A 25,912-nucleotide genomic window follows, 5' to 3' on the forward strand; every position below is an offset into this window, starting at 1 on the left:
CATAGCGCAGCCACTAACAAGATGAACTGCGCAGGTATTTGTGTTTTCAAAGGGAATTAATCTTTTTATTGAGCTCATAGGCGGGCTCTGTGACGATTTTTTCGAGCACTTGTATACGTTCTTTTAAGTCTTTAATTTCTTGATCTTTATGGTTGATAGTTGTTTTAAATTGCTGTTCTTTTGAGGTTTTAAATGGATTTTGTGTATCTCCATTGAACCAATCAATGAGTTTCCAGTTATGTTTGGTATCTAACCAAGCCGCAGCTAAATATAAGGTTATACTGCCTAAGACCAGCAATGTGATTGTTAATCCGCTCATGTTCTTTTCCTATTGTTAGTGGGTAATGATTTGTTCAGTTTGACCGTTGCGATATGTAAACTTCCATCGCTTTGGCTAACATTTTAACGCTGTTTTATTCACCGTTTAATGCTTTAGTCTTGGGCTTTTAAAAAACATTACAGATATTTGTAATATTTTTTGAAAGCGACACACTAATACATTAGTTTTTAAATATTTAGGTTGCAGGAATTACCGTTGAGCAAGGATTTTAATGCCATTGTTGCTGAATATGGGCCGCTACTGAGCCGAGTCGCATCAAGCTATGAGGCCAACCAACACTTGCAACAAGAGTTATTGCAAGAAATCAGCTTAGCGGTGTGGCAATCCTTGAAAGCCTTTAAGGGAAATAGCAGCCTTAAAACCTACATATTACGTGTTGCTCACAATAAAGCGGTAACCCACGTTGCTTATCACGCTAAACAACCTTTTAGTGAAAGTTATTGTGAGATCGAAAGCCCCCATTCTACCAATAACACCTCTCCTGAATCCCAATTAGCCGAGCAATCCAAAGTCACTCTATTGCTCAAGGCCGTACGCAAATTACCCATGCAATCAAGACAAATAGTCACAATGTCAATGGAGGGGTTGGGGTACCAAGAAATTGCTGAGGTATGTGGCATAAGTCCAGTCAATGTGGGGGTTATTCTCAATCGCGCCAAAAAATCCTTAATGGAGACAATCAATCATGAATAATGACGACTTTGATTTAGACAAAATCTGGCAGCAACAAGATGTGGTTAAAGTCGACACGCAATCACTAAAACGACAGTGGTGGTTGATGAGAATGAAGCAATATCTGTATATTTTAATGGATGCGCTGGCGACAATCGCTGTGCCAATCGCGTTCTTCTTTTTTCCCAGAAAAATGTCAACCTTCGAAACAATTTGGATTTGGAGTATCTTTCTATTTATTTTTGTTTGGTTCTTTTATCTTGTATGGCTGCGACGCTTCTCTCTGGGCTTTAAATCTGAATCTGCAACAACCTCAGAGTTTATTGAGCGGGTAAAACTGCAATATCGGCAAAATATTAAAATTGCTTATGTCAACAAAGTACTTTGTTACTTCACGCCATTGTTCTTTATAAGTTATTTGCTAATCGCGTATTTTGGCGATTTCGTTGATCAACAAGAATTACTGAGGAAAGCAAAGTTAATGCTGATTCTGAACCTTGTTTGTATGCCATTGATATGGGTATGGATGCACAAAAGAGAGCTTAAGTTTAAACGTCTGTTGGTTGAGTTTGAATCTCAATGGACAAATCATTGAGGGAATTGATTTAATCTTACCCTTCCTTGGTTAACCTTGAGATCAATATGCTAAAAGTGATTCATTGATGCAATAGTTTAGTCGAACGGCGCCGACAAGAGCCCCCTTTGCTAATCATCTGTTAAATCCTTTGATTACCTATAAGTTGTGAAAAATCATAAACTTTAGAACGTCATTATCGGATTATTTTCCTAGGCGATCTGCGTTGCTTTTTGTATCATGGCGTAACCTTGAGTTATAGGTAAATTCCCATGAATGAAATCGAACAGCTGTTAGAAAATAATCGCAAGTGGTCGGAAAGGACCACAAAGGTCACGCCTCACTTTTTTGAGTCATTGGCGCAACAACAAAATCCCAAATTTTTATGGATTGGCTGTTCTGATAGTCGAGTCCCTGCAAATCAGATAGTCGACTTACCCCCAGGCGAAGTTTTTGTGCATCGCAATGTGGCTAACCTAGTTGTGCACACTGATTTTAACTGTCTTTCGGTTTTGCAGTTCGCCATTGATGTGTTGAAAGTTGAACACGTCATTGTGTGTGGTCATTACGGTTGTGGCGGTATTGATGCGGCAATTCAAAAAGAGCCTCTAAATTTAAGCTTGGTAGACAACTGGTTGGGACACATTCGGGATATCGCCAGCAAACATGAAAAAGAGTTAAGTAAACTAAGTGGTGCTGCCAAATCGGCGCGACTCTGTGAAATCAATGTGCTTGAACAGACTGAAAATGTTAAGCGTAACTCAATTATAAGAGATGCCCTTGCCCGTGGGCAGAAATTAAAGATTCACAGTTGGGTTTATAGCCTTAAAAATGGTTTGGTAACGGATTTGAGCGTAGATTAATCGTTGCTTCACAAATGAATTTTTTTATCCATGACTTTTAGCAAGTACCAATTGGAAATGTGAACGCTATAATACGATTTTAATCTGGGTTATAGCGTTTGCCTTCAAATTGAAACTACTATTCCTATATAATTTCACTCATAACTCTATCTGTAACTGTCTATCTACAATTTTGTATGTAGCTTCTTTACAAAAAGGATTTAATTGTACTAATGACCACTGAAGAGATTGTCGAACACTCTAAACCTAAACTTGGATTGTTTGAGTTTGTTACCCTAATGGCATTTATGACATCGATTGTTGCTTTGAGTATCGATGCCATGCTGCCAGCACTCAATCAAATTGGCAGTGATTTAGGCAGTGAAAGTCCGCAATACACTCACATGATTATTTCCATCTTCTTTTTGGGAATGGCGTTTGGGCAACTCTATTATGGTCCCTACTCCGATACCAAGGGTCGAAGAGCGGCGATTCTTTCCGGTTTGATCGTTTTTGCTTTGGGTACGGTAATTTGTTTGTTTTCGCAATCAATGGAAATGTTGTTGCTTGGCCGAGTGATTCAAGCATTTGGTGTTTCTGGGCCCAGAATCGCCAGTATTGCACTAATTCGAGATCAATTTGAAGGCGAAGCCATGGCCAGAGTGATGTCGTTTATCATGATGGTATTTATCTTGGTTCCAATGATTGCACCGGCATTCGGTAAAGCAATATTGATTTTCGCATCTTGGCGCGAAATATTTATTTCATTCTTGATTATCGGTTTTGGTTTGGCGATATGGTTTTTCAGTCGTCAACCTGAAACCTTACCTAAATCAAAACGAAAGCCGTTTGCATTTTCCGACTTATGGGCATCAAGTAAGTATGTTCTGACTCACCGAGCTGTGATGATGTACACCTTGTCTATGGGCTGTATTTTTGGATCGTTCCTAGCTTATCTGAGTGCGTCTCAGACCATCTTTGAAGATTTTTACTCACAAGGGGATATGTTCCCCCTGATTTTCGCTGTACTGGCTTTCTCAATCGGCATTGCATCATTTATTAACGGTACTTTAGTGATGACAATGGGAATGCGTAAACTTTGCACCCTAGCGATTTACGGGACGATTGTAATGTCGACGATTTTTGTGCTTGCAACTTTACACTATCAAGGTCTGCCACCTTTGTTGGTCACTATCGTAATTATGTTCATTAATTTCTTCTTTATTGGTGTTCTGTTTGGCAATCTTAATTCACTGGCGATGATGCCATTAGGACATGTGGCGGGCTTAGGAGCAGCGATTACAGGTTCACTTAGCAGTGCATTTGCCGTTCCCGTTGCTATGTTTATTGGCAGTTTTGTCAAAACTGACATTACGCCCATAGCAATTGGCTTTATGGTGTTTGGTTTGATTACGTTGATTTGCTTCCGATTTGCCGGAACTGGTGCTGAGCAAGCACCAGTTTGTAATACCCGTAAAATAACAAAATAGATAATGCTACATTCAATCTAACTGTTTTCTATTTTGTTACTTTTGATAGGTTGGAATTATTTGACTAGACGCACTATTGGAGAGGGTTTGACGTTTTCGACTATATCTACGACTCGAGGATGTCTTACGCCGTTTTTGACTTTATCATAAATTACATTTTTCATTTCTAAGGCTTGGCAGAATTTATAAAATGTTAGAAAGTCTTTTCGGGAAAAGTCATCATTCTCTCGGGTAAGTTGACTATCTATGTACATTGACTCCCCATTCGCTGTCAATGTCGCTAAAGCAGTGTAAGGCTCTCCATACTTTTTTACGCGAAGTGCTCTAACCATTTTCACTTCGAAGATCCAGTCGCCCATTTGAGTGAATCTTGATATTGATGAATTCATAGTGCTCTCCACTTAGAACATGTTTTATTATTATGATACCGCTATTTTCCTGCATCAAATGCAAAAAAAAGGCCAATGATTAAAAGCCCGATATATAACGCCTCGGGAAAATTCAATTAAATATTTTGTTTCTGATCAGAGACTAAAAAGTGTCTTCGAATCAATTTATGATTCAACTTAAGGTTACAAATTACGGCTTATTTTATGTAAATCAATAAATTAAATATTTTAACTTTAGTTTTTATTATTGTATCGCTTTAGCGACTATTTATTATTATCTGCTTTTATTGCTAAAAGAAGTTCGATCTTTTTGATCAAGACGTAGAGTTAATACGACTTTTAGTTACTTTTCCAGCCTAATTTCACTATTTTTGCCAAAAAAACTGGATTTTTTATTGTTCAAAACAATTCTTAAATATTTAAGGATAATAATTTTCTCACATTATTACGATAGATTAAAATATCATCAAGTATAAAACAAAGAAATCACATATTTTTAAATTATATATATTCTTAATCAGTAGTAGGTAATTACTCACACTAAGCATATCGACTCTTCAAAATAGAAAAAGCCCGGTCAAATGACCGGGCAAAAAGGGCTTAGTTTTAAGCACCTAACGACAGAAACTGGTACTGTCTATGACACTATGAATTAGGCAACATCAACAATTGCTTTCATATCTGTCATATATCCACGTAAAGTCTCACCTATGGCTTCAACTCCACTTGAACGAATAGCTTTGTTTGCTTCAACTAATGCTTTGTTGTCGACACTATTTGAAGTGTTACTTAAACCTTTACCGACTAACTCTGATGAGATAGTTGACATCAATTTTTCACGCAATAGTGGAACTGCAGCATTGGCGAACAAATAGTTACCGTATTCAGCTGTATCGGAAATAACTACGTTCATTTCATACAAGCGCTTACGAGCAATTGTATTTGAGATAAGCGGTGTTTCATGTAACGACTCATAATAAGCTGATTCAGGTAGTATTCCTGCTTCGACCATTACATCAAATGCTAGTTCAACGCCTGATTTGATCATGGCAACTATAAAGATGCCTTTATCAAAGAAAGTTTGCTCATCAATCTTTCCTGAGTACTCAGGTGCATTCTCGAACGCACTCTGGCCCGTTTCTTCGCGCCATTTAAGAAGATTTGCGTCTCCATTTGCCCAATCTTCCATCATCGTTTTGGAGAACTCTCCACTGATGATGTCATCTTGGTGCTTCTCGAAAAGTGGACGTAACATTGCAGTTAATTGATTTGATAACTCAAATGCTTTCAACTTAGCTGGATTGCTTAAGCGATCCATCATATTGGTTACACCACCAATCTTAAGTGCTTCGGTAATGGTTTCTAATCCGAATTGAATTAGTGCACCAGCGTAGGCTGGATCCATACCGTCGGCAGTCATTTTTTCATAGGCAAGAATCGCAGCTGTTTGCTGCATTCCACACAAAATTGTTTGCTCACCCATTAGGTCAGATTTAACTTCGGCAACAAAAGATGATTCTAGAACACCGGCACGATCTCCACCTGTAGCAGAAGCTAATGCTTTGGCGATATCCCAGCCTTTGTTTTGAGGGTCGTTCTCAGGATGCACAGCAATCAGTGTTGGTACACCAAAACCACGCTTATATTCTTCACGTACCTCAGTACCCGGACATTTAGGTGCACACATTACCACTGTAATATCAGAGCGGATTTGTTGACCTTCTTCAACAATGTTGAATCCGTGAGAGTAACCGAGTGTTGCGCCATCCTTCATAAGTGGCATAACAGCTTCAACAACACTTGAATGCTGTTTATCAGGTGTTAGGTTGTAAACAACATCTGCTTCTGGGATCAATTGCTGATAAGTACCCACTTCAAAACCATTACTGGTAGCGCGTTGGTATGAATCACGTTTTTCATCAATTGCAGCCTGACGCAATGCATAAGATATGTTCAAACCAGAATCACGCATGTTCAAACCTTGGTTTAAACCTTGAGCACCACATCCAACGATGACAATTTTTTGTCCTTTAAGCGCGTCGCAACCTGAAGCAAACTCACTTTTTTGCATGAATCTACAACGACCTAATTGGTCTAACTGCTGACGCAGAGATAATGTATTGAAGTAATTTGCCATTGTGTACCTACTGTCTTTTCAACTTATAAAAATATTCATTACCGTTGATAATTAGTGAACGGAAATATGTGTTTAATTCTTCTATCGAGTCAGTGACGACTTGTGATGAACAGAGTCTACTGCTTACGCTCTGTTGAATAAAATGATATATTCGCAATACAGTGTTGCAAAAAATGAAACGTTATGGATTTTCGCTCTTTACAATTATTCCAGCATCTCGCTCAGAGTTTACATTTTGGTAAAACCGCTAATGCGCTATTCGTCAGTCCATCGACCCTGAGCAGGGCAATCCAGCGCTTAGAAGAAGAGTGTGGCGCGGAACTGTTTTTACGGGATAACCGAAAGGTAAAAATGACTCTGGCTGGAGAGAAAATGTTGGCATTTAGTCAGGAGGTGTTATCGAATTGGCATAGTTTGAAAGCCGATCTTGATATGCTCAACCCTATGTTAACCGGTGAAATCAAGCTATATTGCTCAGTCACGGCTAGCCAAAGCCATTTGCCCACTATTTTAAATGTTTTTAGACAGAAACATCCGCAAGTCGAAGTACAGCTGACTACTGGGGATCCATGGTTATCCGTTTCAAAAGTCGCCAATAAAGAAGTGGATGTAGCCATTGCGATTTTTGCACCTGACATGCCTAAAGATATCAAGTTTCAACCTATAGATACTATTCCGCTGCTGTTAATTTCCCCTAAAGATTCGCAAATCACCAGTCTTGAACAGGTGGACTGGCGTGATCACAAAGTTGTTTTACCTGAAGGTGGACCTTCAAAGCGTATTGTTCATCATTGGTTTTCGGAAATGGGTATTCGACCTAAAGTGTATGGTACTGTCGGTGGCAATGAAGCGATAGTTAGTATGGTTGGGCTGGGTTGTGGGTTGGGCATTGTACCGCAAGTGGTCCTTGATAATTCCTTAGCGAGTCGGCGTGTTAATCGCATAAAAATTAACAATATCGAACCCTATCAACTTGGACTATGTTGTTTAAAGTCACGGCAATCGGAAACCTTAATTGAAGAGTTCTTTAATCAACCAGAGTTTCAGTAGCGCAATTCGTTGATGATATTGTCTAGCGCCCTATAGCCAAGGGCTTCTGCTAAATGAGTTCGAGTAATTTGCGGCTCTAAAGCTAAATCTGCAATAGTGCGTGCAACTTTAATAACTCGGTGAAACGCGCGCATCGATAAACCTAATTGTTCCACTGCAGATTGCAAAAATAAACGGTCTTCATGATGTAGTGAGCAGTGAATGTCCATTTCATTATTCGTTAACTGAGCATTACACTTGCCAGTTCGTTCCATTTGCTGTTGCCTGGCATGAAGTACACGGGTTTTGATTTCAGCGCTGCTCTCAGCGGTGTTTTGAGCGCAAGAATACAACTCATTGTTGGCTAATTTTGGTACATCAACTTGCAAATCAATACGGTCTAAAAACGGACCAGAAATTCGATTAATGTACTTCAATACTTGTTCTGAAGTGCTTCTTCCATCCCGTAAACTGCCAGTTGGACTGGGATTCATCGCTGCTACCAGTTGAAATTGAGCTGGATACTTTACTTGTTTTGACGCGCGAGAAATGGAAACAAACCCAGATTCTATCGGTTGGCGAAGCACATCTAATACGCGGCGCTCGTACTCAGGCAGCTCATCTAAGAACAGCACACCATTATGGGCTAGGCTAATTTCACCGGGCTTAGGGTTGCCGCCTCCACCTACAAGGGCAATTGCCGAAGACGTATGGTGAGGCTGTCGAAATTTACGCAATCGCCAAGTTTTAGGGTCAACTTCGTGACCACTTATGGAATAGACGGTGGCAGTTTCTAAAGCTTGTTGTTGTGACATTTCCGGTAAAATTGTCAGTAAACGTTGGGCTAGCATGGTTTTGCCAGTGCCTGGCGGCCCTACAAAAAGGATGTTATGACTTCCAGCTGCGGCAATTTCTAATCCGCGCTTAGCCAACTGTTGGCCCTTAATATCTGCCATATCAAAATCATACTGCTGCGTGTTAGCGGTGGTTTGTGGTTGTTGTAAGGACACGGTTTGGCGACCAGATAAATGCAGATACAGTTGCGATAAGGTGTTAAAAGCTAAAACTTTACTATGTTGAATTAAGCATGCTTCTGATGCATTTTCGGTGGGTAAAATAGCTGTTCGTTTAGCATTATGGCAGGCATAGTTAAACGGCAGTGCGCCTGAGATAGGGCGAATGTCTCCTGTCAGCGCTAGCTCCCCTGCAAACTCAAAATGTTCTAAGTGTTCAATTGCAATCAAGCCGCTGGCAGCGATAATGCCGATCGCGATGGGGATATCGAAACGCCCGCCGTCCTTGGGTAAATCGGCTGGCGCTAAGTTTATTGTTATTCGTTTAGCAGGAAATTCAAAACCTGAATTGAGTAACGCACTTCTTACCCGCTCTTTAGATTCCCGTACCGCAGCATCTGCTAATCCTACCAAGTTAAATGCTGGCAAACCATTGGCTAGATGCACCTCAATACTTACCAGTGGCGCGTCTATGCCCACTGATGCCCGAGAGTATACAACGGCTAATGACATTTACATTTCCCTACGTACTGCCTAACTTATGTTATTAAACTAGAGAAAGTTTTTACTAAGTGCCAGAAAGCGAGGTCCAGTTTATAGTCTAGTTTTGAAATGCTTGGCTGGTTTAATCACAATATTTTCATTTACAACGATTAATCGACGCCTAAAGAATAATATATACCCTTTGAAAACTTGATTCTGCGGGGGGTTACATGATATTTCTATACAACAGTGACGATCTTATTAATATGAATACCATGTTTTATACAACTATCGAGCAAGTGTTGATTGTGATTATTGACGCGTGGGGGTTGCCCCAGCGAGGGTAGGTGTATTCTTAGTTTTGCCAAAACCCTCGCAATCAAACGCGGGGGTTTTTGTTTTTAAAGGCTTAAACAAAAACATATTTAATTAGTCGAAATGATTTCAATTTAGAGGGTTTTACCATGCCAAAGTTACGTTCATCCACAACCACTCAAGGTCGCAATATGGCCGGAGCCAGAGCTTTGTGGCGTGCCACTGGCATGAAAGATGGCGATTTTCACAAACCCATTATTGCCGTTTCTAACTCATTTACTCAGTTCGTTCCGGGACATGTGCATTTAAAAGATATGGGCCAATTGGTTGCTCGTAGCATCGAAGAAGCCGGTGGTGTTGCTAAAGAATTTAATACTATCGCCGTAGATGACGGTATCGCCATGGGTCATAGCGGGATGCTATACAGCTTGCCGTCGCGAGAAATCATCGCTGATTCGGTAGAGTATATGGTCAATGCCCATTGTGCCGATGCCATAGTGTGTATTTCTAATTGTGACAAAATCACCCCAGGAATGTTGATGGCGTCGATGCGCTTAAATATACCGGTAATCTTTGTCTCAGGCGGACCGATGGAAGCAGGTAAAACCAAGCTTTCAGATCAACTTATCAAATTGGATTTGGTAGACGCCATGGTCGCCGGTGTGGATGACAATGTAACTGATGACGAAAGCAACGAAGTGGAGCGTTCCGCTTGTCCTACTTGTGGCTCATGTTCAGGTATGTTCACGGCGAACTCAATGAACTGTTTGACTGAAGCCTTAGGTTTGTCGTTGCCAGGCAATGGCTCTATGTTAGCAACGCACGCGGACCGAGAAGGTTTATTCAAACAAGCTGGAAGACAAATTGTTGAGCTTTGTCGTCGTTACTACAAAGAAGATGACGAGTCTGTTTTGCCTCGCAATATTGCTAATTTTAAAGCGTTTGAAAACGCCATGAGTTTGGATATCGCCATGGGCGGTTCAACCAATACCATTTTGCATTTGTTGGCAGCCGCGGTAGAAGGTGAGATTCCATTTACCCTAGATGACATCGATCGCCTATCTCGTAAAGTTCCACATTTATGTAAAGTGGCACCATCTACACCTAAATACCATATGGAAGATGTTCACCGTGCCGGTGGCGTATTGGGAATTTTAGCTGAAATAAACCGCGCTGGTTTATTGCATGATGACTGTCCTCATGTGTTGGGCAAATCTATTGGTGAAGTTATCGCTGAGTGGGATATTACAAATCCGGCCAACGAAAAGGCGATCGAGTTTTATAAAGCAGGCCCTGCTGGTATCCGCACAACAAAAGCTTTTAGCCAAGATTGTCGTTGGCCTACCGCCGACACAGATCGCGAAGACGGCTGTATTCGTAATCGTGAGCATGCTTTCAGTGAGGAAGGTGGCTTAGCGGTTTTATTCGGCAATATTGCAGAAGATGGTTGTATTGTAAAAACCGCAGGTGTCGATGAGTCGATTCATAAATTTACTGGTCGTGCGCGTATTTTTGAAAGCCAAGATGATGCGGTTGCTGCTATTTTGGGTGATAAGGTAGTTGCCGGTGACGTTGTGATTATTCGTTACGAAGGTCCTAAAGGTGGTCCAGGAATGCAAGAAATGTTGTACCCAACCACTTATCTTAAAGCTAAAGGCCTAGGTAAATCTTGTGCACTAATCACTGATGGCCGATTCTCTGGTGGTACTTCAGGTTTATCTATTGGTCACTGTGCTCCAGAAGCAGCAAGTGGCGGTGGTATAGGGTTGGTTGAAGAAGGTGACACTATCATCATTGATATCCCTGCACGCAAAATTGGCGTAGATATCAGTGACGCTGAATTGCAAACTCGCCGTGACAACATGAATAACAGTGCTAAACCATGGAAGCCGGCAACCCGTCAACGCAAGGTTTCATTGGCACTTAAAGCATATGCCTTGTTAGCCACCAGTGCCGATAAAGGCGGAGTACGTGATGCTTCAAAATTGGAAGATTAAATGAGTTTATCTGCTAATGATTATTTGAAGCGTATTCTACTGTCACCGGTGTATGATGTGGCAGTGAATAGCGAACTGAATCGGTTAACCAGTTTATCTACTGCTTTAGGTAATGAAATTTACTTGAAGCGTGAAGATCAACAACCGGTGAAGTCGTTTAAGCTGCGCGGTGCTTACAATAAATTATCTTGTTTGACTCAGCAGCAATTGCAGGCCGGCGTAGTGGCTGCGTCTGCAGGAAATCATGCTCAAGGTGTGGCTTATTCTGCCAAGATTAAAAAAATACAAGCCACAATAGTGATGCCGGAAACCACACCAGATATTAAAGTGGATGCGGTTAGACGTTTTGGTGGTGAATATGCACACGTTGTGCTGCATGGCACCAGCTTCGATGAGGCAAAAGCCGAAGCGCTGCGCCTATCTGAAGTCAATGGTTACACTATGGTTGCGCCTTTTGATGATGAAGACGTGATTGTTGGTCAAGGAACCATTGGTAGAGAACTACTTGAGCAGTTACCTGACTTGGATATGCTATTCATTGCTGTCGGTGGTGGAGGTTTGGCTGCGGGTATCAGTGTTTACCTCAAGCAATTACGACCTGATTTGAAAATCATTGCGGTAGAATCTGATGAATCTGCATGTTTACAGGCTGCTTTGCAAGCTGGTGAACCTGTGGCGTTGCCATCGGTGGGTATATTTGCTGATGGCGTGGCAGTGAAGACCATAGGTACAGAACCGTTCCGATTATGCCAACAATTTGTTGATGAAGTTATCACTGTCAATACGGATGAAATTTGTGCCGCAATCAAAGACATTTTTGATGATACTCGGGTAATAGCTGAACCAGCAGGTGCGTTATCTGTGGCTGGTATTCGAAAGTATCTCTCTCAACATTCAATTTCCGGTAAAAAAATTGGTGGCATATTGTGTGGCGCCAATATCAATTTTCATACCTTGCGATATGTGTCTGAGCGATGTGAACTGGGCGAACAAAAAGAAGCTGTTTTTGCGGTTAGAATCCCTGAACAAAAAGGTGAGTTCAAACGTTTTTGTGAGTTGCTAGGTGGCAGAACTATTACCGAGTTTAACTACCGTTATTCCAGTGATGGAGAAGCACATATCTTCGTTGGGATAAAATTGCGTTTTGGACGGGAAGAGTATCATCAATTAGAAAAGCTGCTTACAGATAGTGGTTATCAATGTTTTGATTTGTCTGAAAATGAAATGGCAAAGTTACATGTGCGTTACATGGTAGGCGGCCGTCCTCCCACGTTACTCAATGAGCATATTTTCTCATTTGAGTTTCCAGAATATCCAGGGGCGTTGATGAAATTTTTGAATACCCTTGGGGAGTCATGGAATATTACCTTGTTTCATTATCGTAATCATGGTGCAGCGGAAGGTTTAGTGCTTGCGGGCTTTGATTTACCCGAAGGCGCCAGAGCGGACTTTGACCAGCATTTAGATAAACTTGGCTACCAATATAATGAACAGACAAGTAATCCCGCTTATCAGTTCTTTTTATCCGATTTAGGTAAGTAATTGCGTTTGGTATAAAATAAAGGCTCCTAAGTAGGAGCCTTTATTATTTGTTGCCTAGCATATTAGTTTTGCAATGCGTAGAGCTTCTCTAGACGTTGAGCGATCTCTGGCGCAATCAAAGCAATGATATCTTGACGCAATTTTTCACTGGTTTCTGAATGTTGCAATTGCCCGTCTTCGCTATCTGCTAAAAGTTGATTTTCCTTAAGTGCATTAACAAAGGTTGCTAACACGTTTTTATCGAAAAATTCAGGTGAGCTAATACCATGGAGTGCGGCTAATCGTTCTGCAAATTTAGCACTTTGACGTTCTAATGCGGCACGACTCATTTTCTTTTCTTTGGCTAACAAAGATAACACTAGCGCATAACGCTGCAAGGTTTCTTGAACGCAGCGATTTAGCAACCACAGCGAATAAAAAGACTGCGCTGTTGGATGTGCAGGCGCCAAATTACCTCCGACGGTGACTATCATGCCCATTTCCAACATGCTTTCAATCAGACCTTCCACGTATTCCTGTGCTTGCTCAGGAGACATGTAAAGAAACCATTCACGTTGTAGCATTGGATACAAACGCATAATCAGATCAAGCAGCTTAGTTTTTTCGATTCCATTGTGCGCAAAAACGATAGCGGCAATTAATCCAGGAATGGCGAACAGGTGCAAAATATTATTGCGATAGTAAGTTAAGGTAACGGCATTGCGCTGCTCTAACGAAATAATCTTGCCAAAACTATCTTCAGATACATTCATTTTCCCTAGTTTCAGGGTTTGCTCTACAATTTCATGGCCGTTTTTGTCTGGTAAGCTAACCAGTTCACTGTAGGGCGATAACTTTAAGAGGTGAAGATAATCGTCGACTGCCTGCTCTAACTCTTTTTGGCCCATCGCGTTTTTCTTGGCAGAGAGCAAACACAATGCACACAGTGACATACCACTAATGGCTGCCGTTTGGTTGATTCGTACCATCACTTGGTTAGCAAGAATATTGACAGTGGGAGTAAGCCAACTGGGTTTTTTATCTACTTCACTATTTTGGGCGTCACGCCAATTAGGTACTTGTTCATCAAGGAAGTTATTGAGCTGTATGGGTTCGCCAAAATTAAGAAATCCGTGGCCGTAATTCTTTAACTTTCTAACCACTGAAAACAGTCCAAAAACAGATTCTTTTTTCTTGGTATTGCCCTTTAGCTCACTTAGATAACTGCCTACTTCCATGACGTGTTCATATCCAATGTAAACCGGAACTATACTCACTGGACGATTCACTCCTTTGATCATCGCTTGTAACGTCATGGCCAACATACCCGTTTTCGGTGGTAACAACCTTCCTGTGCGGCTGCGTCCGCCTTCGGCATAATATTTAACTGAATACCCTTTGTTGAATAATAGCTCTAGATATTCACGGAACACGCTAGTATAGAGTTTATTACCGGCAAAACTGCGACGTAGAAAGAACGCACCGCCTCGTCGGAAAATCCCGCCCACAGGCCAAAAGTTTAGATTAATACCTGCAGCGATATGCGGTGTCACTAACCCTTGATGGTAAATTGCGTAGGTTAACAGCAGATAATCCATGTGGCTGCGGTGGCAGGGAACGTAAATAATTTCATGGCCATTTTGTGCCAATTTTCTCACTTTGTCGGCGTGGCCAACTTCGATCCCATCGTATATTTTGTTCCAAATACGGGTTAACACCCTGTCTCCAAAGCGGATCAAACCTTCACGATAATCTGCAGCAATTTCGTTTATATAAGATTTAGCGTTTGCTTTGGCTTTAGACAAAGGAATTTTCTTTTGTCTGGATTCTTCGTTGATTGCATTGATAACAGACACAGAACCAAGAATCGAATTGTATAACTCTTGTTTTTCTAACAGCATTGGGCCGTTAAATGCTTGTCTTTTGCGGTGAAAGTGGGTGCCTGCTAGGCGAATTAATTTGTGCGCGATTTCAGACTCTGTACCAGGTAATTTGGTCATGTCTTTAGACGATACAGCTTTACTATAAGACACAAAATTATCGCGACCTAAAAATAACACGATAAAAAATTTGCGTAACCAACTCGGTGAAGCCTTGTCGGCTAACAGATCTGCTAATCCGTTGGATTTTCTGCCTGGCGCGCGACCCCAAAAAACAGTAACCGGCACAATTTGTAAATCGAGATCTGCGTTGTCTTTGTGAAGTTGGAATAAATGGGTTAAATCTGCTGCTATTTTGGTTCCTTTGATCTTCCTACCAATAACAGATTGAGGTTGCTCAAGAAATACACTGGCGCTGTGCTCTTCTCCACCTATGAGAATTTTCTTGGTAGGGCTGGGTAAGTCCACTTTCTTAGTCGACATTTTAAGCGCAAGTTGGTCAGTAATAGAGTGAGTTCTGAGCAAATAAACTATAGGTTTACTTTTATCTATACCCAGCTCACTTTCAATGTCTGTTGGAATACTATTGACTTTGACCAGCCATTTTACGGGAAAAGCAAAAATCGAAAGCAGCAAATTATGCAGCCAATCCATATTATATAACACCTTGAGGTTTCGAAATCGTTAAAAGCATAGCATGAAGAACGGAATTCTGTTCATGTTTGCACACCAAAACACGCAGACTAACGACTCTTGAGTCGTACTGCTATTTTATATTGTTAGCGCATGTAAAGTCACCCTAATTAGGTGAATAACCTGCTGTCAGACAAATGTTGAAGTTCGCGACTCGTATTTTCTGATAGTAATTGGAGGCGGATTCTCCTAGCTAGTTCAAAAGCAGATTAAATTGGTTTCCAATAAACGCAAAATAATCTCAACAAAAAAGCTTTGCAGACTTGCTTCATTTGGCTGTAATACGCAAGCCGACAAATCAAAAGGCACACATTCAGCTGGAATATTAGACTGCTTTGAAAATTACTTAGTAAATGAAAAACAAAGTTTGTTTTATCTTTGTAACTGTATATACTGACAGTTAAACTGTATAGAAAAACAGGCTGTTTATGCGTCCACTAACTCCACGACAAAGCGAAATTCTCGAATTAATTAAAGCCACTATGTTGGCTACAGGTATGCCACCTACCCGTGCTGAAATTGCGCGACAATTAGGTTTTAAATCAGCTAATGCGGCAGAAGAGCACTTAAAAGCTCTGGCGCGTAAGGGGGTCATTGAAATTCTACCTGGCACATCTAGAGGGATTAAACTTAATGTTCCCCTAGAAGATGATTTGGAAGAAGTTGGCTTACCTTTGATTGGCCGTGTTGCTGCGGGTGAACCTATATTGGCGGAAGAGCATGTTGAATGTCATTACAAAGTCGATCCTGATCTATTTAAACCCAGTGCCGATTTTTTGCTTAGAGTAAGCGGTATGAGTATGAAGGATATCGGCATTTTGGATGGTGACCTGCTGGCAGTTCATCGTACAACCGATGTTCACAATGGTCAGGTAGTTGTGGCAAGAGTCGATGAAGACGTTACTGTTAAACGTCTTGAAAAGCGTGGTAGAGAAGTGATTCTGCATGCTGAAAACGATGAATTTAACCCTATTAAAGTGGATCTAGCGTCGCAACCTTTTAATATTGAAGGTATTGCTGTGGGCGTTATTCGCAACGCTGATTGGATGTAATTACGCGGTTGATTGCAAAGTTCTTTAAAAAAGGTGACCTATTTGGTCACCTTTTTTATTATTTTGAATGTTAGTTTTCTAAAACTGCGAACCACGATTTCTCTATTTTGTATTCTGCCAGTGAATACATTTTCTGTTCAAAAAATATCCTAAAAAATCCATTTCAGAATGTCTAGTTATTCTCCGAGCGAGCATTTTTGTTTTTTGCGGATGGAAAATTACCGATTTTAATATCTTTAGTAACCAAAGCTATTTGCAATTGATATAAAAAATAACTTTTTTGCCTATTTTGATTGAAAATCAACCGGTTGTTTATAATTTTAACAAAAAACACTAGACGTTAGACTTTAGTTGAGTAATTCTTATACTAGTTTTTACAGCTTCATAACATTTAGATCCCAAGTCATTTACCATAGCTGAGTTTTTTGCGGTTGTTTACTCTGCTTTGCTCCTTTGGGAACGGCTTAAATCAACAGGAGGTGTTGAGTGAAAAAGATATGGTCCGGCATATTGGTAATACTGACCAGTCTAATTGCATTTACAGTATCTGCAGATTCGACTTCGACTGCTGATCAGTATCAATTGAATTTGCGCAAAGGCGCGACTGAAATCAGTGGACAAGTTTATGATCTGCACATGCTCATGTTTTTCATATGTGTAGTCATTGCAGTATTAGTGTTTGGTGTCATGTTTTGGAGCATGATTTTCCACCGTAAATCTCGCGGTGCTAAACCTGCTAACTTTCATGAGAGTGTGAAAGTTGAAATCGCTTGGACAATAATTCCTTTTATCATTCTTGTCGTAATGGCATTCCCAGCGGCTAAAACCTTGATTGCAATGGAAGATCCCGAAAACTCAGAAGTAACTGTTCTTGTTACTGGGTCTCAATGGAAATGGCATTACAAGTACATGGAAAACGACGTTGAATATTATTCTGTGATGGCAACTCAGCAAGAACAGATAAACAACAAGTTTGAAAAAGGCCATAACTACCTCTTAGAAGTTGATCGTCCTTTGGTTATTCCAACAGGCAAAAAGGTGCGTTTCTTGGTTACGTCGGATGATGTGATTCATTCTTGGTGGGTTCCTGACTTTGCCGTTAAAAAAGATGCTAATCCCGGTTTTATCAATGAAGCCTGGGCAAATGTGATTGAACCTGGTGTATACCGCGGTCAATGTGCAGAGCTTTGCGGGAAAGATCATGGATTCATGCCAATAGTTGTGGTCGCCAAAGAACCCGCTGAATATGAAGAATGGATAAACACGCAAGAAGAAATACAGCGCAAAGCGAAAGAAGAAGAGCAAAGATTGTTGGCCATGAATATGAGCATGGAAGAGCTAATGAGCACTGGTGAGCAAGTATATATGCGCGCTTGTGCAGCTTGTCACCAGCCAAATGGTCAAGGTTTGCCAGGGGTCTTCCCCGCATTGGCTGGAAGCCAAATGGTTCTGGCTGATATGCCTGCGCACATTGAAATCGTTGTAAACGGTAAGACGGGTACTGCCATGCAAGCTTTTGCAAAACAATTAACTATGAGTGAGCTGGCAGCAGTTATCACTTATGAACGTAATGCTTGGGGTAACAATACCGGTGACATGGTCCAAGCTAAAGATGTTAACGCCGTAATTACAGGTCAATAGGAGGAGCGGTTATGAGCACAGCGACGACAGAACTAGATCACGATGACCATCACCATCATGCTCCCAGCGGCATAAAACGTTGGTTATTTACTACGAACCATAAAGACATAGGTACGCTGTATCTGTGGTTTGCATTCATCATGTTTTTAACTGGTGGTGCCATGGCTATGGTAATTCGTGCTGAATTATTTCAGCCTGGATTACAAATAGTTGAACCGAATTTCTTTAATCAGATGACGACAGTCCATGGACTTATCATGGTATTTGGGGCTGTTATGCCTGCATTTACCGGATTAGCCAACTGGCTGGTTCCGATGATGATTGGTGCGCCGGATATGGCTCTACCAAGAATGAATAACTGGAGCTTCTGGATTTTGCCAATGGCATTTACCATTTTGTTAGCTTCGTTGTTTATGGAAGGTGGCGGTCCAGCATTTGGTTGGACTTTCTATGCGCCCTTGTCTACAACATACAGTAATGACACCACAGCGTTATTCGTTTTCTCGGTCCATATTATGGGGATTTCATCCATCATGGGAGCGATTAACGTCATTGTAACTATCTTCAACATGCGAGCCCCTGGCATGACTTGGATGAAGATGCCGTTGTTCGTGTGGACATGGTTAATTACTGCATTCTTGCTGATCGCCGTTATGCCTGTTTTAGCGGGTGCGGTGACCATGGTACTAACCGATAAGTTCTTCGGCACTAGTTTCTTTAATGCTGCTGGTGGCGGTGATCCGGTTATGTTCCAACACATATTTTGGTTCTTCGGACACCCTGAAGTTTATATTATGATTCTTCCGGCATTCGGTATTATTTCCGCAATTGTGCCGACCTTCTCCCGTAAAAAACTGTTTGGTTACGCGTCTATGGTATATGCAACTACGTCAATTGCGTTGTTGTCTTTTATCGTTTGGGCGCACCACATGTTTACCACGGGGATGCCAGTGGGGGCCGAGCTGTTCTTTATGTTCGCCACTATGCTGATATCGGTGCCCACAGGGGTGAAGGTCTTCAACTGGGTAGCCACTATGTGGCGGGGTTCCTTGTCATTTGAGGTGCCAATGTTGTTTGCCTTAGCCTTTATTGTGTTATTTACCATTGGTGGTCTTTCGGGCTTGATGTTGGCGATAACACCTGTGGATTTCCAATATCACGATACCTATTTTGTCGTCGCTCACTTCCATTATGTATTAGTAACAGGCGCAATATTTTCGATTATGGCAGCGGTCTACTATTGGCTGCCTAAATGGACTGGGAAGATGTTCGATATCACATTGGCTAAATGGCATTTCTGGTGTTCATTGATTTCCGTTAATGTTCTGTTTTTCCCCATGCACTTTGTTGGTTTAGCTGGCATGCCTCGTCGTATTCCGGATTATGCACTGCAGTTTGCTGACTTCAATAAGTGGATAAGCTTAGGTGGTTTTGCATTCGGTTTATCGCAACTGATATTCCTAGCACTTCTTATTAAAGCATGTCGCAAACAAGGTGAGCCTGTATCTGACCAGGTGTGGGAAGGTGCAGAGGGTTTGGAATGGGAAATCCCGTCTCCAGCTCCTTATCATACATTTGATACGCCTCCTGTTATTAAGTAAGCGTGATTTGACATGACTGAGCGTTCAAACGACAACCAATCTAACAACGGCAAACTGGCTTTAAAGCTGGTTGTTGTTGTGATTGGTATGTTTGGTTTCGCATTTGCATTAGTCCCTCTTTATGAGGTTTTTTGTCAGGTGACGGGAATTAACGGTAAAACCAGTGATACAGCTGCTGTATACGAATCAATCGAGATAGATCGTTCTCGCACGATTAGCATTGAGTTTATTACCCGAACCAATACTGGAATGCCTTGGGAATTCAGGGCTCAAACTCGTAAAGTGGAAGTATATCCAGGTGAAATGAATCAGGTGGATTTTTACGTTAAAAATACCACCAACAAAGACTATGTGGCACAAGCTGTTCCCTCTGTTTCACCGGGCACTGCCGCTCTGTATATGAATAAAACCGAGTGTTTTTGCTTTAATAATCAGCCTCTTGGTGCTGGCGAAGAAGCAATAATGCCGATGAAGTTTTATGTTGATCCGCAGCTTCCAAAAGATATTAAGTTTTTTACCCTTCAGTATACCTTGTATGACGTAACGGCAAGTGCCGAAGGCGTTGCAATGAATCAAGGATAAAAGGAATCAAAATGGCACAACAACAGCAACAACAAGTGTACGAAAAATATTATGTTCCAGACCAAAGCCCTTGGCCGATTGTCGGCGCGGTAGCATTATTTCTGATTGCCTTTGGCGCAGGAAATTTTGTGGTTGAACAAACCAAAGGTGAAAGTGGTTATGGTGGCTGGATTCTGGCTGCCGGAATTGTAACTTTGCTGGTCATGTTAGTGGGATGGTTCAGAAACCAGATTCACGAATCTATGTCAGGAATGTACAGTGCTCAGTTGGGACGCTCTTATCGACAAGGTATGGCGTGGTTTATTTTTTCTGAAGTCATGTTCTTTGCGGCTTTTTTTGGCGCACTATTTTATGCTCGCGTAATCGCTATGCCTTGGCTTGATGGGGCTGGCAACAATGCCATGACTGCCGAGGTTCTTTGGCCTAATTTTGAAGCAGTTTGGCCGTTGACTAAAACCCCTGGTGGCGTTGAGACAACCGCGATGGGCTGGATGGGCTTACCTCTGTACAACACTATTATTTTGTTGATTTCCTCAGTCACCTGTCACTTTGCTCATGTGGCGCTAGAGAAGGAACAGCGCGGCAAGCTAATTGCGTTTTTAGGAGGGACTATCTTACTGGGTTGTTTCTTCTTAACCCTGCAGGTTGAAGAATATGTGCACGCATATCGTGAAATGAACCTGACACTGCAATCAGGCGTTTACGGCAATACATTCTTCTTATTAACTGGCTTCCATGGAATGCACGTTACTTTGGGTACGATCATTTTAATTGTCTTGTTTTTAAGGGTATTAAAAGGTCACTTTACGCCAGAGAATCATTTTGCATTCCAAGCCGGCAGTTGGTATTGGCACTTCGTTGATGTAGTCTGGGTTATGTTATTTTTCTTTGTATACATTCTGTAGATTTACGCTCACGGTTCTGTGTCCCTTAATAGGGGCGCGGATTCGGTGTTATCAAACCAGTTGCCACAGCCAATAATAACAAAATCACTATAATTGCAGAGGTCATCACCCTGCGGCCAATAAATTTACTCATAGGAGGCTGGTTAGGGTCGTTTTTTAACATTATTATCATCGCGCGAAAAAGATTATAGAGCATAAACAGTAATAAACCGCCGACTAATAATTTTACTATCAAAATCGATCACTCCTCAAAGTTATGGCCAATAGACCGGATATTCCCAAGCATCCTTACTTTGCCACATTTTTCATTCTGTTGGCAGTTATAATCTTATGCTCTCTGGGAGTATGGCAACTGCAACGAGCTCACTATAAAGAGGCACGTATACAACAAATTGAGCATCGTAAAACCTCCAATCCATTAAATATTGAAGATCTTTTAGCGCGTCAAGATAAGCGAGATTTACCCCTTCAATTTAAAGGTAAATTGTTAGTCAACAAGGTTTTTTTGCTTGATAATCGAATCGAGAATGGACAGGTTGGCTACCAAGTTTTAATACCTGTAAGAACCGAGTTTGGCGATGTAATGGTTAATTTGGGCTGGGTTAAAGCTGGTCAATATCGCGATCAATTGCCTCGCTTTGATTTACCTGCCTATGAACAAGTATTTTATGGTACTAGCTCTGTGCCTACAGTGAACCCAATGGTCACAGAAACCGCACAAATGGATGATAAATGGCCAGTGTTGTTGCAAAGTATTGATTTAACCTTGATCGCAAAATTTACCGGAACACAGGTTTTACCCGTGGTTTTGCAGTTAGATCCTGAGTTTCCCATTGGATTTACCCGAAATTGGGTTGCTGTGGTAATGGCGCCCGAAAAACATTATGCCTATGCAATGCAGTGGTTTGGTTTAGCTATAGCTTGCGCAGTTATTTATATTGTTGCATTACGAAAAAGGAAGGTCAGAAAAGATGTCTGAAGCAGCCGTTAAAAAGAAGTCTAAAACGCCATTAATTATGTTTATTGTGTTTGTTCTTCCTGTGGTTTTAGCATACCTAGCGTTAACTTTCGATTGGTTCAACAAAGGTTCCACAAATAAAGGTGAGTTGCTCACGCCGCCCCTTGATTTGAGCTCTGTTGTTAGCGATAGAGAACCACTGTGGCGACTGTTATTTGTTATGCCGCAAGAATGCGCCCAGGGATGTGAAAATGCTCTTTATAGCCTAAACCAGATATGGGTTGCTTTAGGTAAGGAATCTGACCGGGTGGAGCCCTTGGTTTTGGCCCATCAGACAAGTGAAAAAATTGAATTAACTGATATGCAGCGTCATCCGAACATTAAAGTGTTAAGTACAGATGAGCAAAATGTAAATAATGTGTTTAAAGATGCATCGACAGATGGTATTTTCATTGCTGATACATTAGGAAATGTCATTTTAAAGTATCCAATAAAATTACAACAAGAAGATGCTATTCAACAAAGTCGCGATATTTTGGCCGATTTACGCAAGTTGTTAAAGCTGTCTCGCATTGGTTAAGGAATGATAGCAATGAGAAAATTAGTGCTGGCTTCAGTGGTGCTAGCAATTGTGGTTATTGTGTTAGGGGCTTATACCCGTTTAACTGATGCCGGATTGGGATGTCCAGATTGGCCTGGCTGCTACGGACATTTAAGCGTACCTGCTACCGAGTCTCATATTAGCGCTGCACAGGATGCTTTTCCTGAACGAACATTTGAAGCCCATAAAGCGTGGAACGAAATGATTCACCGCTATGCCGCTGGTACCTTGGGTCTATTTATACTGCTTATATTTCTAATTAGTTTGGTAAAACGGTCGTTTCACAGTCCGGTAAAATTACCCTTCTTTTTGCTGTGTTTAGTTTGTTTTCAAGCTGCCTTAGGGATGTGGACAGTCACACTCAACTTGATGCCTTTAGTTGTTATGGGCCATTTGCTCGGTGGTTTTGCGGTGTTGTCCTGCCTGTATTTATTGTATCTGCGCGTTACGCCTTATCGGATACCAGGTGGCGACTCGGACATGAAACGATTTGCTAAATTCAGCGCATTGGGGATTGTGATCTTAGTTGCTCAAATCGCCTTAGGTGGATGGACTTCTGCCAATTATGCTGCCCTCGCTTGTACAGAGCTACCCTTTTGCGAAAGTGACTGGGTGAGCCGTCTCGATTTTGCCGGAGCGTATAGCATTCCTCATGCAGATAACTATGAGTTCGGAGTACACGACTGGGCAGAAAGAATGACTATGCATGTGACCCATAGGTTCGGTGCGATAGTTACTTTTATTTATTTATGTTGGTTGGCAATCCGTTTATATAGCTCGGCAGCTTCACAGTTGATCAAAAAATTGTCAGTCAGCATGGTATTGATTTTAGGGTTACAAGTAATACTTGGGGTGAGTAACGTGGTATTTAGCCTGCCATTATTTGTCGCTGTTTTGCACAATGCAGTCGCGGCATGTTTGCTGTTAGTTATGGTGAAACTTTGCTACACCCTGTACAGAAAGACTTAGGAGACCAAAGTGAGTAAAACACTTCAGGCAAATTATTCAAAATCATCTTCACAATTAGCTAGTTGGCGTGATTATTACGAGTTGACTAAGCCCAAAGTGGTGATGTTGTTATTACTCACCGCACTGGTTGGTATGTGTTTAGCAACTGAAACATGGGTGAATTGGCAAGTGCTAATTGCTGGTCTAGGAGGCATAGGCTTGCTGTCGTCATCTGCTGCAGTTATCAACCATGTTGTCGACCGCAAGATAGACGGCAAGATGGCGAGAACCTTTAATCGCCCCGTAACGAAAGGAAAAATTAGTCCGCTGCGCGCAACTATATTTGCAATTGTTCTCGGTGTAGCCGGATTTGTCTGCCTTGAGCTTTGGGTTAATCGATTAACCGCTGTGTTGACCTTAGCTAGTTTGGTGGGATATGCGGTTATTTATACTATGTATCTTAAACGTGCTACCCCTCAAAATATTGTGATTGGAGGATTGGCTGGAGCTGCTCCACCATTATTAGGGTGGACGGCTGTAACCGGCGAAATTCATTCTCATGCGCTACTACTGGTGCTTATTGTTTTCACTTGGACGCCACCGCACTTTTGGGCGTTAGCCATACATCGAGTGAAAGATTATGCGAAGGCTGAAATTCCAATGTTACCGGTTACCCATGGTGTTGAGTTCACTAAAACCTCGGTTTTACTGTATACCCTTTTATTAACCATTGTTTGTTTACTTCCGTATCTAACGGGTATGTCTGGGGTCATCTACTTATTAGGTTCAGGCCTGTTGAATGTTGGTTTCATGTACTATGCGTGGAAATTGAAATATGCTTGTAATGAAAACACTGCGATGAAAACCTTTGGTTTTTCAATTGTTCACTTAATGGTACTCTTTGTAGTATTACTGGTTGACCATTATTTAAAATTCACACTATGAAACAAAACCTATTAATTGGCATAGTCGCGGTAGTAGCTTTGGCTGCTGGCCTGTACTTTTCGGTGGTTATTGCGCCACCGGAAGTGGAAGAAGTGAAGTATCTTCAAAAATATCCGGTGGAGCGAGCGCTGCCAGAGTTTGAACTTTACGACCAAAATGGTGAGGTATTTAATAATCAACAACTCAAGGGTTATTGGACCTTGGCGTTTGTTGGATACACTTTTTGCCCCGATATTTGCCCGACTACACTGGCAGAACTGAAAGGGATTTATCCGCAATTACAGGCGATCAAAACTGAAAATCCGGTCAAAATTTGGTTTTTATCAGTTGATCCAAAACGTGATAGTGCTGAGCGTTTGCAAGAATACGTTAACTTCTTTAATCCTGATTTTTGGGCCACATCTGGCGAGCATAAACAATTATTTCCATTGGTTAGAGCGATGGGCATGATGTACGCTATGAGTGATAACACCGACGATCCCAATTATTTAGTCGACCATAGTGCTTCAATCACTGTTATCAATCCCCGTGGCGAGGTTGTTGGCCGTTTCAAACCTAAAATGGAACCTGGTTCAATACCTGTGAGTGAAGGTTCACAGATATTAGAAGATATGCCCAAAATCGTTACTATGATGTAATTCTAAAAACATGCTAATTACGCGGGCCCAAGCAAGTCATTATCAAACTCTTGCCAAATTGCTTTTTTTGTCTGGTCCGGACAACCTAATGAGTTTACTCACCGGCCATCACACAGCGTTAAGCTTGTCTGAAAAACAAAAAATTTGTTTGGATTTTTTAGAAACCGCGTTACAAATTCCTGAGGGGCAGTTTGGTTTTTTAAATCAAACTGTTGCGATACAAGATGGATTGTTATGTGGATGCGTGAGCTACTGGCAAGCACCGATAACCGATTTGTTTAAACAACAAACTTTAGCAAGTTTAATTGTACATTTTGGACCTTTAGAAACTGCCGCCATTCTAAATAATAGTGAAGATCTATCTTATCTAGTGAAAGCGCCAACTTTTCACGATCTTTGTATAGGACACTTGGCTGTTGAGCCCTCAAGCCGCAGACAAGGAATTGCAACCAGTCTTTTGGAACATTGCTCGGAAACGGCAACAAAGTTAGGCAAGACAAAGCTAGTTTTAGATGTAATGGCAGAAAATCAAGCTGCGATTCAGGCATACGTTAAATTTGGCTTTGTACAAAAATCCACATCTCATCCAAGTGAGAAAGGAACAAACTTGGGTTTTTTACCCCACGTTCACATGCAAAAAACTTTAGTGTAAAGTGATCCTAAATT

The 25,912-nt window shown here is 41.4% G+C and carries 24 protein-coding genes; 18 read left to right on the forward strand and 6 right to left on the reverse strand.

Annotation, left to right across the window (positions count from 1 at the left end; translation table 11 throughout):
- Positions 1–46 precede the first annotated feature (46 nt).
- Complete coding sequence (locus Q4567_RS10005; protein ID WP_216047760.1) at positions 47–319, reverse strand: hypothetical protein; 273 nt, start codon at positions 317–319, stop codon at positions 47–49.
- A gap of 216 nt (positions 320–535) precedes the next feature.
- Between Q4567_RS10005 and Q4567_RS10010 the strand changes: the two genes are divergently transcribed.
- From Q4567_RS10010 to Q4567_RS10025, 4 genes are all read left to right on the forward strand, one after another.
- Positions 536–1,033 carry an RNA polymerase sigma factor gene (locus Q4567_RS10010; RefSeq protein ID WP_216047761.1) on the forward strand — a complete coding sequence of 166 codons (498 nt, stop codon included), beginning with the start codon at positions 536–538 and terminating at the stop codon, positions 1,031–1,033.
- On the forward strand, positions 1,026–1,607 hold the full coding sequence (locus Q4567_RS10015; protein ID WP_216047762.1) for a hypothetical protein: 582 nt from the start codon (positions 1,026–1,028) through the stop codon (positions 1,605–1,607). Before Q4567_RS10010 ends, Q4567_RS10015 begins: the two co-directional genes overlap by 8 nt.
- A gap of 251 nt (positions 1,608–1,858) precedes the next feature.
- Complete coding sequence (gene can / locus Q4567_RS10020) at positions 1,859–2,449, forward strand: carbonate dehydratase (RefSeq protein WP_216047763.1); 591 nt, start codon at positions 1,859–1,861, stop codon at positions 2,447–2,449.
- Positions 2,450–2,661: 212 nt separating this feature from the next.
- The gene (locus Q4567_RS10025) at positions 2,662–3,918 is read left to right on the forward strand and encodes a multidrug effflux MFS transporter (protein WP_303500266.1); all 1,257 of its coding nucleotides are present in this window, start codon (positions 2,662–2,664) and stop codon (positions 3,916–3,918) included.
- Positions 3,919–3,974: 56 nt separating this feature from the next.
- Here the strand turns inward: Q4567_RS10025 and Q4567_RS10030 are convergent, their stop codons facing one another.
- Together Q4567_RS10030 and ilvC are read right to left on the reverse strand one after the other, a co-directional pair.
- Positions 3,975–4,307, reverse strand: a complete 333-nt coding sequence (locus Q4567_RS10030; RefSeq protein WP_008846084.1) for a hypothetical protein — start codon at positions 4,305–4,307, stop codon at positions 3,975–3,977.
- Positions 4,308–4,959: 652 nt separating this feature from the next.
- Positions 4,960–6,444, reverse strand: a complete 1,485-nt coding sequence (ilvC, locus tag Q4567_RS10035; RefSeq protein ID WP_216047765.1) for a ketol-acid reductoisomerase — start codon at positions 6,442–6,444, stop codon at positions 4,960–4,962.
- Positions 6,445–6,627: 183 nt separating this feature from the next.
- On the opposite strand from ilvC, the gene ilvY reads away from it, so the two are divergent.
- On the forward strand, positions 6,628–7,494 hold the full coding sequence (gene ilvY / locus Q4567_RS10040) for an HTH-type transcriptional activator IlvY (protein ID WP_216047766.1): 867 nt from the start codon (positions 6,628–6,630) through the stop codon (positions 7,492–7,494).
- Here ilvY and Q4567_RS10045 read toward each other — a convergent pair.
- Positions 7,488–8,999 carry a YifB family Mg chelatase-like AAA ATPase gene (locus Q4567_RS10045; protein WP_303500268.1) on the reverse strand — a complete coding sequence of 504 codons (1,512 nt, stop codon included), beginning with the start codon at positions 8,997–8,999 and terminating at the stop codon, positions 7,488–7,490. The genes ilvY and Q4567_RS10045 overlap by 7 nt on opposite strands.
- Before the next feature lie 434 nt (positions 9,000–9,433).
- Between Q4567_RS10045 and ilvD the strand changes: the two genes are divergently transcribed.
- Positions 9,434–11,281 carry a dihydroxy-acid dehydratase gene (gene ilvD, locus Q4567_RS10050; protein WP_303500269.1) on the forward strand — a complete coding sequence of 616 codons (1,848 nt, stop codon included), beginning with the start codon at positions 9,434–9,436 and terminating at the stop codon, positions 11,279–11,281.
- The gene (gene ilvA, locus Q4567_RS10055; RefSeq protein ID WP_216047769.1) at positions 11,282–12,823 is read left to right on the forward strand and encodes a threonine ammonia-lyase, biosynthetic; all 1,542 of its coding nucleotides are present in this window, start codon (positions 11,282–11,284) and stop codon (positions 12,821–12,823) included.
- A gap of 62 nt (positions 12,824–12,885) precedes the next feature.
- Here ilvA and plsB read toward each other — a convergent pair whose 3' ends face one another.
- Positions 12,886–15,336: a glycerol-3-phosphate 1-O-acyltransferase PlsB gene (plsB, locus tag Q4567_RS10060; RefSeq protein ID WP_303500270.1), complete on the reverse strand. Its 2,451-nt coding sequence runs from the start codon at positions 15,334–15,336 to the stop codon at positions 12,886–12,888.
- Positions 15,337–15,803: 467 nt separating this feature from the next.
- Here plsB and lexA point away from each other — a divergent pair, with 467 nt between their 5' ends.
- From lexA to Q4567_RS10085, 5 genes are all read left to right on the forward strand, one after another.
- Positions 15,804–16,427, forward strand: a complete 624-nt coding sequence (gene lexA, locus Q4567_RS10065) for a transcriptional repressor LexA (protein WP_216047774.1) — start codon at positions 15,804–15,806, stop codon at positions 16,425–16,427.
- A gap of 495 nt (positions 16,428–16,922) precedes the next feature.
- The gene (coxB, locus tag Q4567_RS10070; protein ID WP_303500385.1) at positions 16,923–18,068 is read left to right on the forward strand and encodes a cytochrome c oxidase subunit II; all 1,146 of its coding nucleotides are present in this window, start codon (positions 16,923–16,925) and stop codon (positions 18,066–18,068) included.
- 11 nt (positions 18,069–18,079) lie between these two features.
- Entirely contained in the window at positions 18,080–19,669 is a 1,590-nt protein-coding gene (ctaD, locus tag Q4567_RS10075; RefSeq protein ID WP_216047776.1) for a cytochrome c oxidase subunit I, read from the forward strand.
- 12 nt (positions 19,670–19,681) lie between these two features.
- Complete coding sequence (locus Q4567_RS10080; RefSeq protein WP_216047777.1) at positions 19,682–20,251, forward strand: cytochrome c oxidase assembly protein; 570 nt, start codon at positions 19,682–19,684, stop codon at positions 20,249–20,251.
- Between the two features lie 11 nt (positions 20,252–20,262).
- Positions 20,263–21,156 carry a cytochrome c oxidase subunit 3 gene (locus Q4567_RS10085; RefSeq protein ID WP_216047778.1) on the forward strand — a complete coding sequence of 298 codons (894 nt, stop codon included), beginning with the start codon at positions 20,263–20,265 and terminating at the stop codon, positions 21,154–21,156.
- A 25-nt stretch (positions 21,157–21,181) separates the two neighbouring features.
- Here the strand turns inward: Q4567_RS10085 and Q4567_RS10090 are convergent, their stop codons facing one another.
- Positions 21,182–21,391 (reverse strand): DUF2909 domain-containing protein, encoded by a 210-nt coding sequence (locus Q4567_RS10090; protein ID WP_216047779.1) that lies wholly within the window; start codon positions 21,389–21,391, stop codon positions 21,182–21,184.
- Between the two features lie 21 nt (positions 21,392–21,412).
- Between Q4567_RS10090 and Q4567_RS10095 the strand changes: the two genes are divergently transcribed.
- The 6 genes from Q4567_RS10095 (at position 21,413) to Q4567_RS10120 (ending at position 25,898) form a co-directional block, all read left to right on the forward strand.
- Complete coding sequence (locus tag Q4567_RS10095; RefSeq protein WP_303500271.1) at positions 21,413–22,135, forward strand: SURF1 family protein; 723 nt, start codon at positions 21,413–21,415, stop codon at positions 22,133–22,135.
- Positions 22,128–22,694 carry a hypothetical protein gene (locus tag Q4567_RS10100; protein ID WP_216047781.1) on the forward strand — a complete coding sequence of 189 codons (567 nt, stop codon included), beginning with the start codon at positions 22,128–22,130 and terminating at the stop codon, positions 22,692–22,694. Before Q4567_RS10095 ends, Q4567_RS10100 begins: the two co-directional genes overlap by 8 nt.
- 12 nt (positions 22,695–22,706) lie before the next feature.
- Complete coding sequence (locus Q4567_RS10105) at positions 22,707–23,684, forward strand: heme A synthase (RefSeq protein ID WP_303500273.1); 978 nt, start codon at positions 22,707–22,709, stop codon at positions 23,682–23,684.
- A 9-nt stretch (positions 23,685–23,693) separates the two neighbouring features.
- On the forward strand, positions 23,694–24,608 hold the full coding sequence (gene cyoE, locus Q4567_RS10110; RefSeq protein WP_216047783.1) for a heme o synthase: 915 nt from the start codon (positions 23,694–23,696) through the stop codon (positions 24,606–24,608).
- A complete protein-coding gene (locus tag Q4567_RS10115; protein ID WP_303500274.1) occupies positions 24,605–25,246 on the forward strand; it encodes an SCO family protein in 642 nt (213 codons plus the stop codon). Before cyoE ends, Q4567_RS10115 begins: the two co-directional genes overlap by 4 nt.
- An 88-nt stretch (positions 25,247–25,334) precedes the next feature.
- Positions 25,335–25,898 (forward strand): N-acetyltransferase, encoded by a 564-nt coding sequence (locus Q4567_RS10120; protein WP_216047785.1) that lies wholly within the window; start codon positions 25,335–25,337, stop codon positions 25,896–25,898.
- Positions 25,899–25,912: the final 14 nt, after the last annotated feature.

The sequence above is a fragment of the Aliiglaciecola sp. 2_MG-2023 genome, assembly GCF_030548145.1.
Taxonomy (GTDB): domain Bacteria; phylum Pseudomonadota; class Gammaproteobacteria; order Enterobacterales; family Alteromonadaceae; genus Aliiglaciecola; species Aliiglaciecola lipolytica_A.

Excerpts from the sequence above, each read along its gene's own strand:
- Q4567_RS10005 (WP_216047760.1), bottom strand. The coding sequence starts at position 319 with ATGAGCGGATTAACAATCACATTGCTGGTCTTAGGCAGTATAACCTTA.
- Q4567_RS10015 (WP_216047762.1), top strand. The coding sequence starts at position 1,026 with ATGAATAATGACGACTTTGATTTAGACAAAATCTGGCAGCAACAAGAT.
- can (WP_216047763.1), top strand. The coding sequence starts at position 1,859 with ATGAATGAAATCGAACAGCTGTTAGAAAATAATCGCAAGTGGTCGGAA.
- Q4567_RS10025 (WP_303500266.1), top strand. The coding sequence starts at position 2,662 with ATGACCACTGAAGAGATTGTCGAACACTCTAAACCTAAACTTGGATTG.
- Q4567_RS10030 (WP_008846084.1), bottom strand. The coding sequence starts at position 4,307 with ATGAATTCATCAATATCAAGATTCACTCAAATGGGCGACTGGATCTTC.
- ilvC (WP_216047765.1), bottom strand. The coding sequence starts at position 6,444 with ATGGCAAATTACTTCAATACATTATCTCTGCGTCAGCAGTTAGACCAA.
- ilvY (WP_216047766.1), top strand. The coding sequence starts at position 6,628 with ATGGATTTTCGCTCTTTACAATTATTCCAGCATCTCGCTCAGAGTTTA.
- Q4567_RS10045 (WP_303500268.1), bottom strand. The coding sequence starts at position 8,999 with ATGTCATTAGCCGTTGTATACTCTCGGGCATCAGTGGGCATAGACGCG.
- ilvD (WP_303500269.1), top strand. The coding sequence starts at position 9,434 with ATGCCAAAGTTACGTTCATCCACAACCACTCAAGGTCGCAATATGGCC.
- ilvA (WP_216047769.1), top strand. The coding sequence starts at position 11,282 with ATGAGTTTATCTGCTAATGATTATTTGAAGCGTATTCTACTGTCACCG.
- plsB (WP_303500270.1), bottom strand. The coding sequence starts at position 15,336 with ATGGATTGGCTGCATAATTTGCTGCTTTCGATTTTTGCTTTTCCCGTA.
- lexA (WP_216047774.1), top strand. The coding sequence starts at position 15,804 with ATGCGTCCACTAACTCCACGACAAAGCGAAATTCTCGAATTAATTAAA.
- ctaD (WP_216047776.1), top strand. The coding sequence starts at position 18,080 with ATGAGCACAGCGACGACAGAACTAGATCACGATGACCATCACCATCAT.
- Q4567_RS10080 (WP_216047777.1), top strand. The coding sequence starts at position 19,682 with ATGACTGAGCGTTCAAACGACAACCAATCTAACAACGGCAAACTGGCT.
- Q4567_RS10085 (WP_216047778.1), top strand. The coding sequence starts at position 20,263 with ATGGCACAACAACAGCAACAACAAGTGTACGAAAAATATTATGTTCCA.
- Q4567_RS10095 (WP_303500271.1), top strand. The coding sequence starts at position 21,413 with ATGGCCAATAGACCGGATATTCCCAAGCATCCTTACTTTGCCACATTT.
- Q4567_RS10100 (WP_216047781.1), top strand. The coding sequence starts at position 22,128 with ATGTCTGAAGCAGCCGTTAAAAAGAAGTCTAAAACGCCATTAATTATG.
- Q4567_RS10105 (WP_303500273.1), top strand. The coding sequence starts at position 22,707 with ATGAGAAAATTAGTGCTGGCTTCAGTGGTGCTAGCAATTGTGGTTATT.
- Q4567_RS10115 (WP_303500274.1), top strand. The coding sequence starts at position 24,605 with ATGAAACAAAACCTATTAATTGGCATAGTCGCGGTAGTAGCTTTGGCT.
- Q4567_RS10120 (WP_216047785.1), top strand. The coding sequence starts at position 25,335 with ATGAGTTTACTCACCGGCCATCACACAGCGTTAAGCTTGTCTGAAAAA.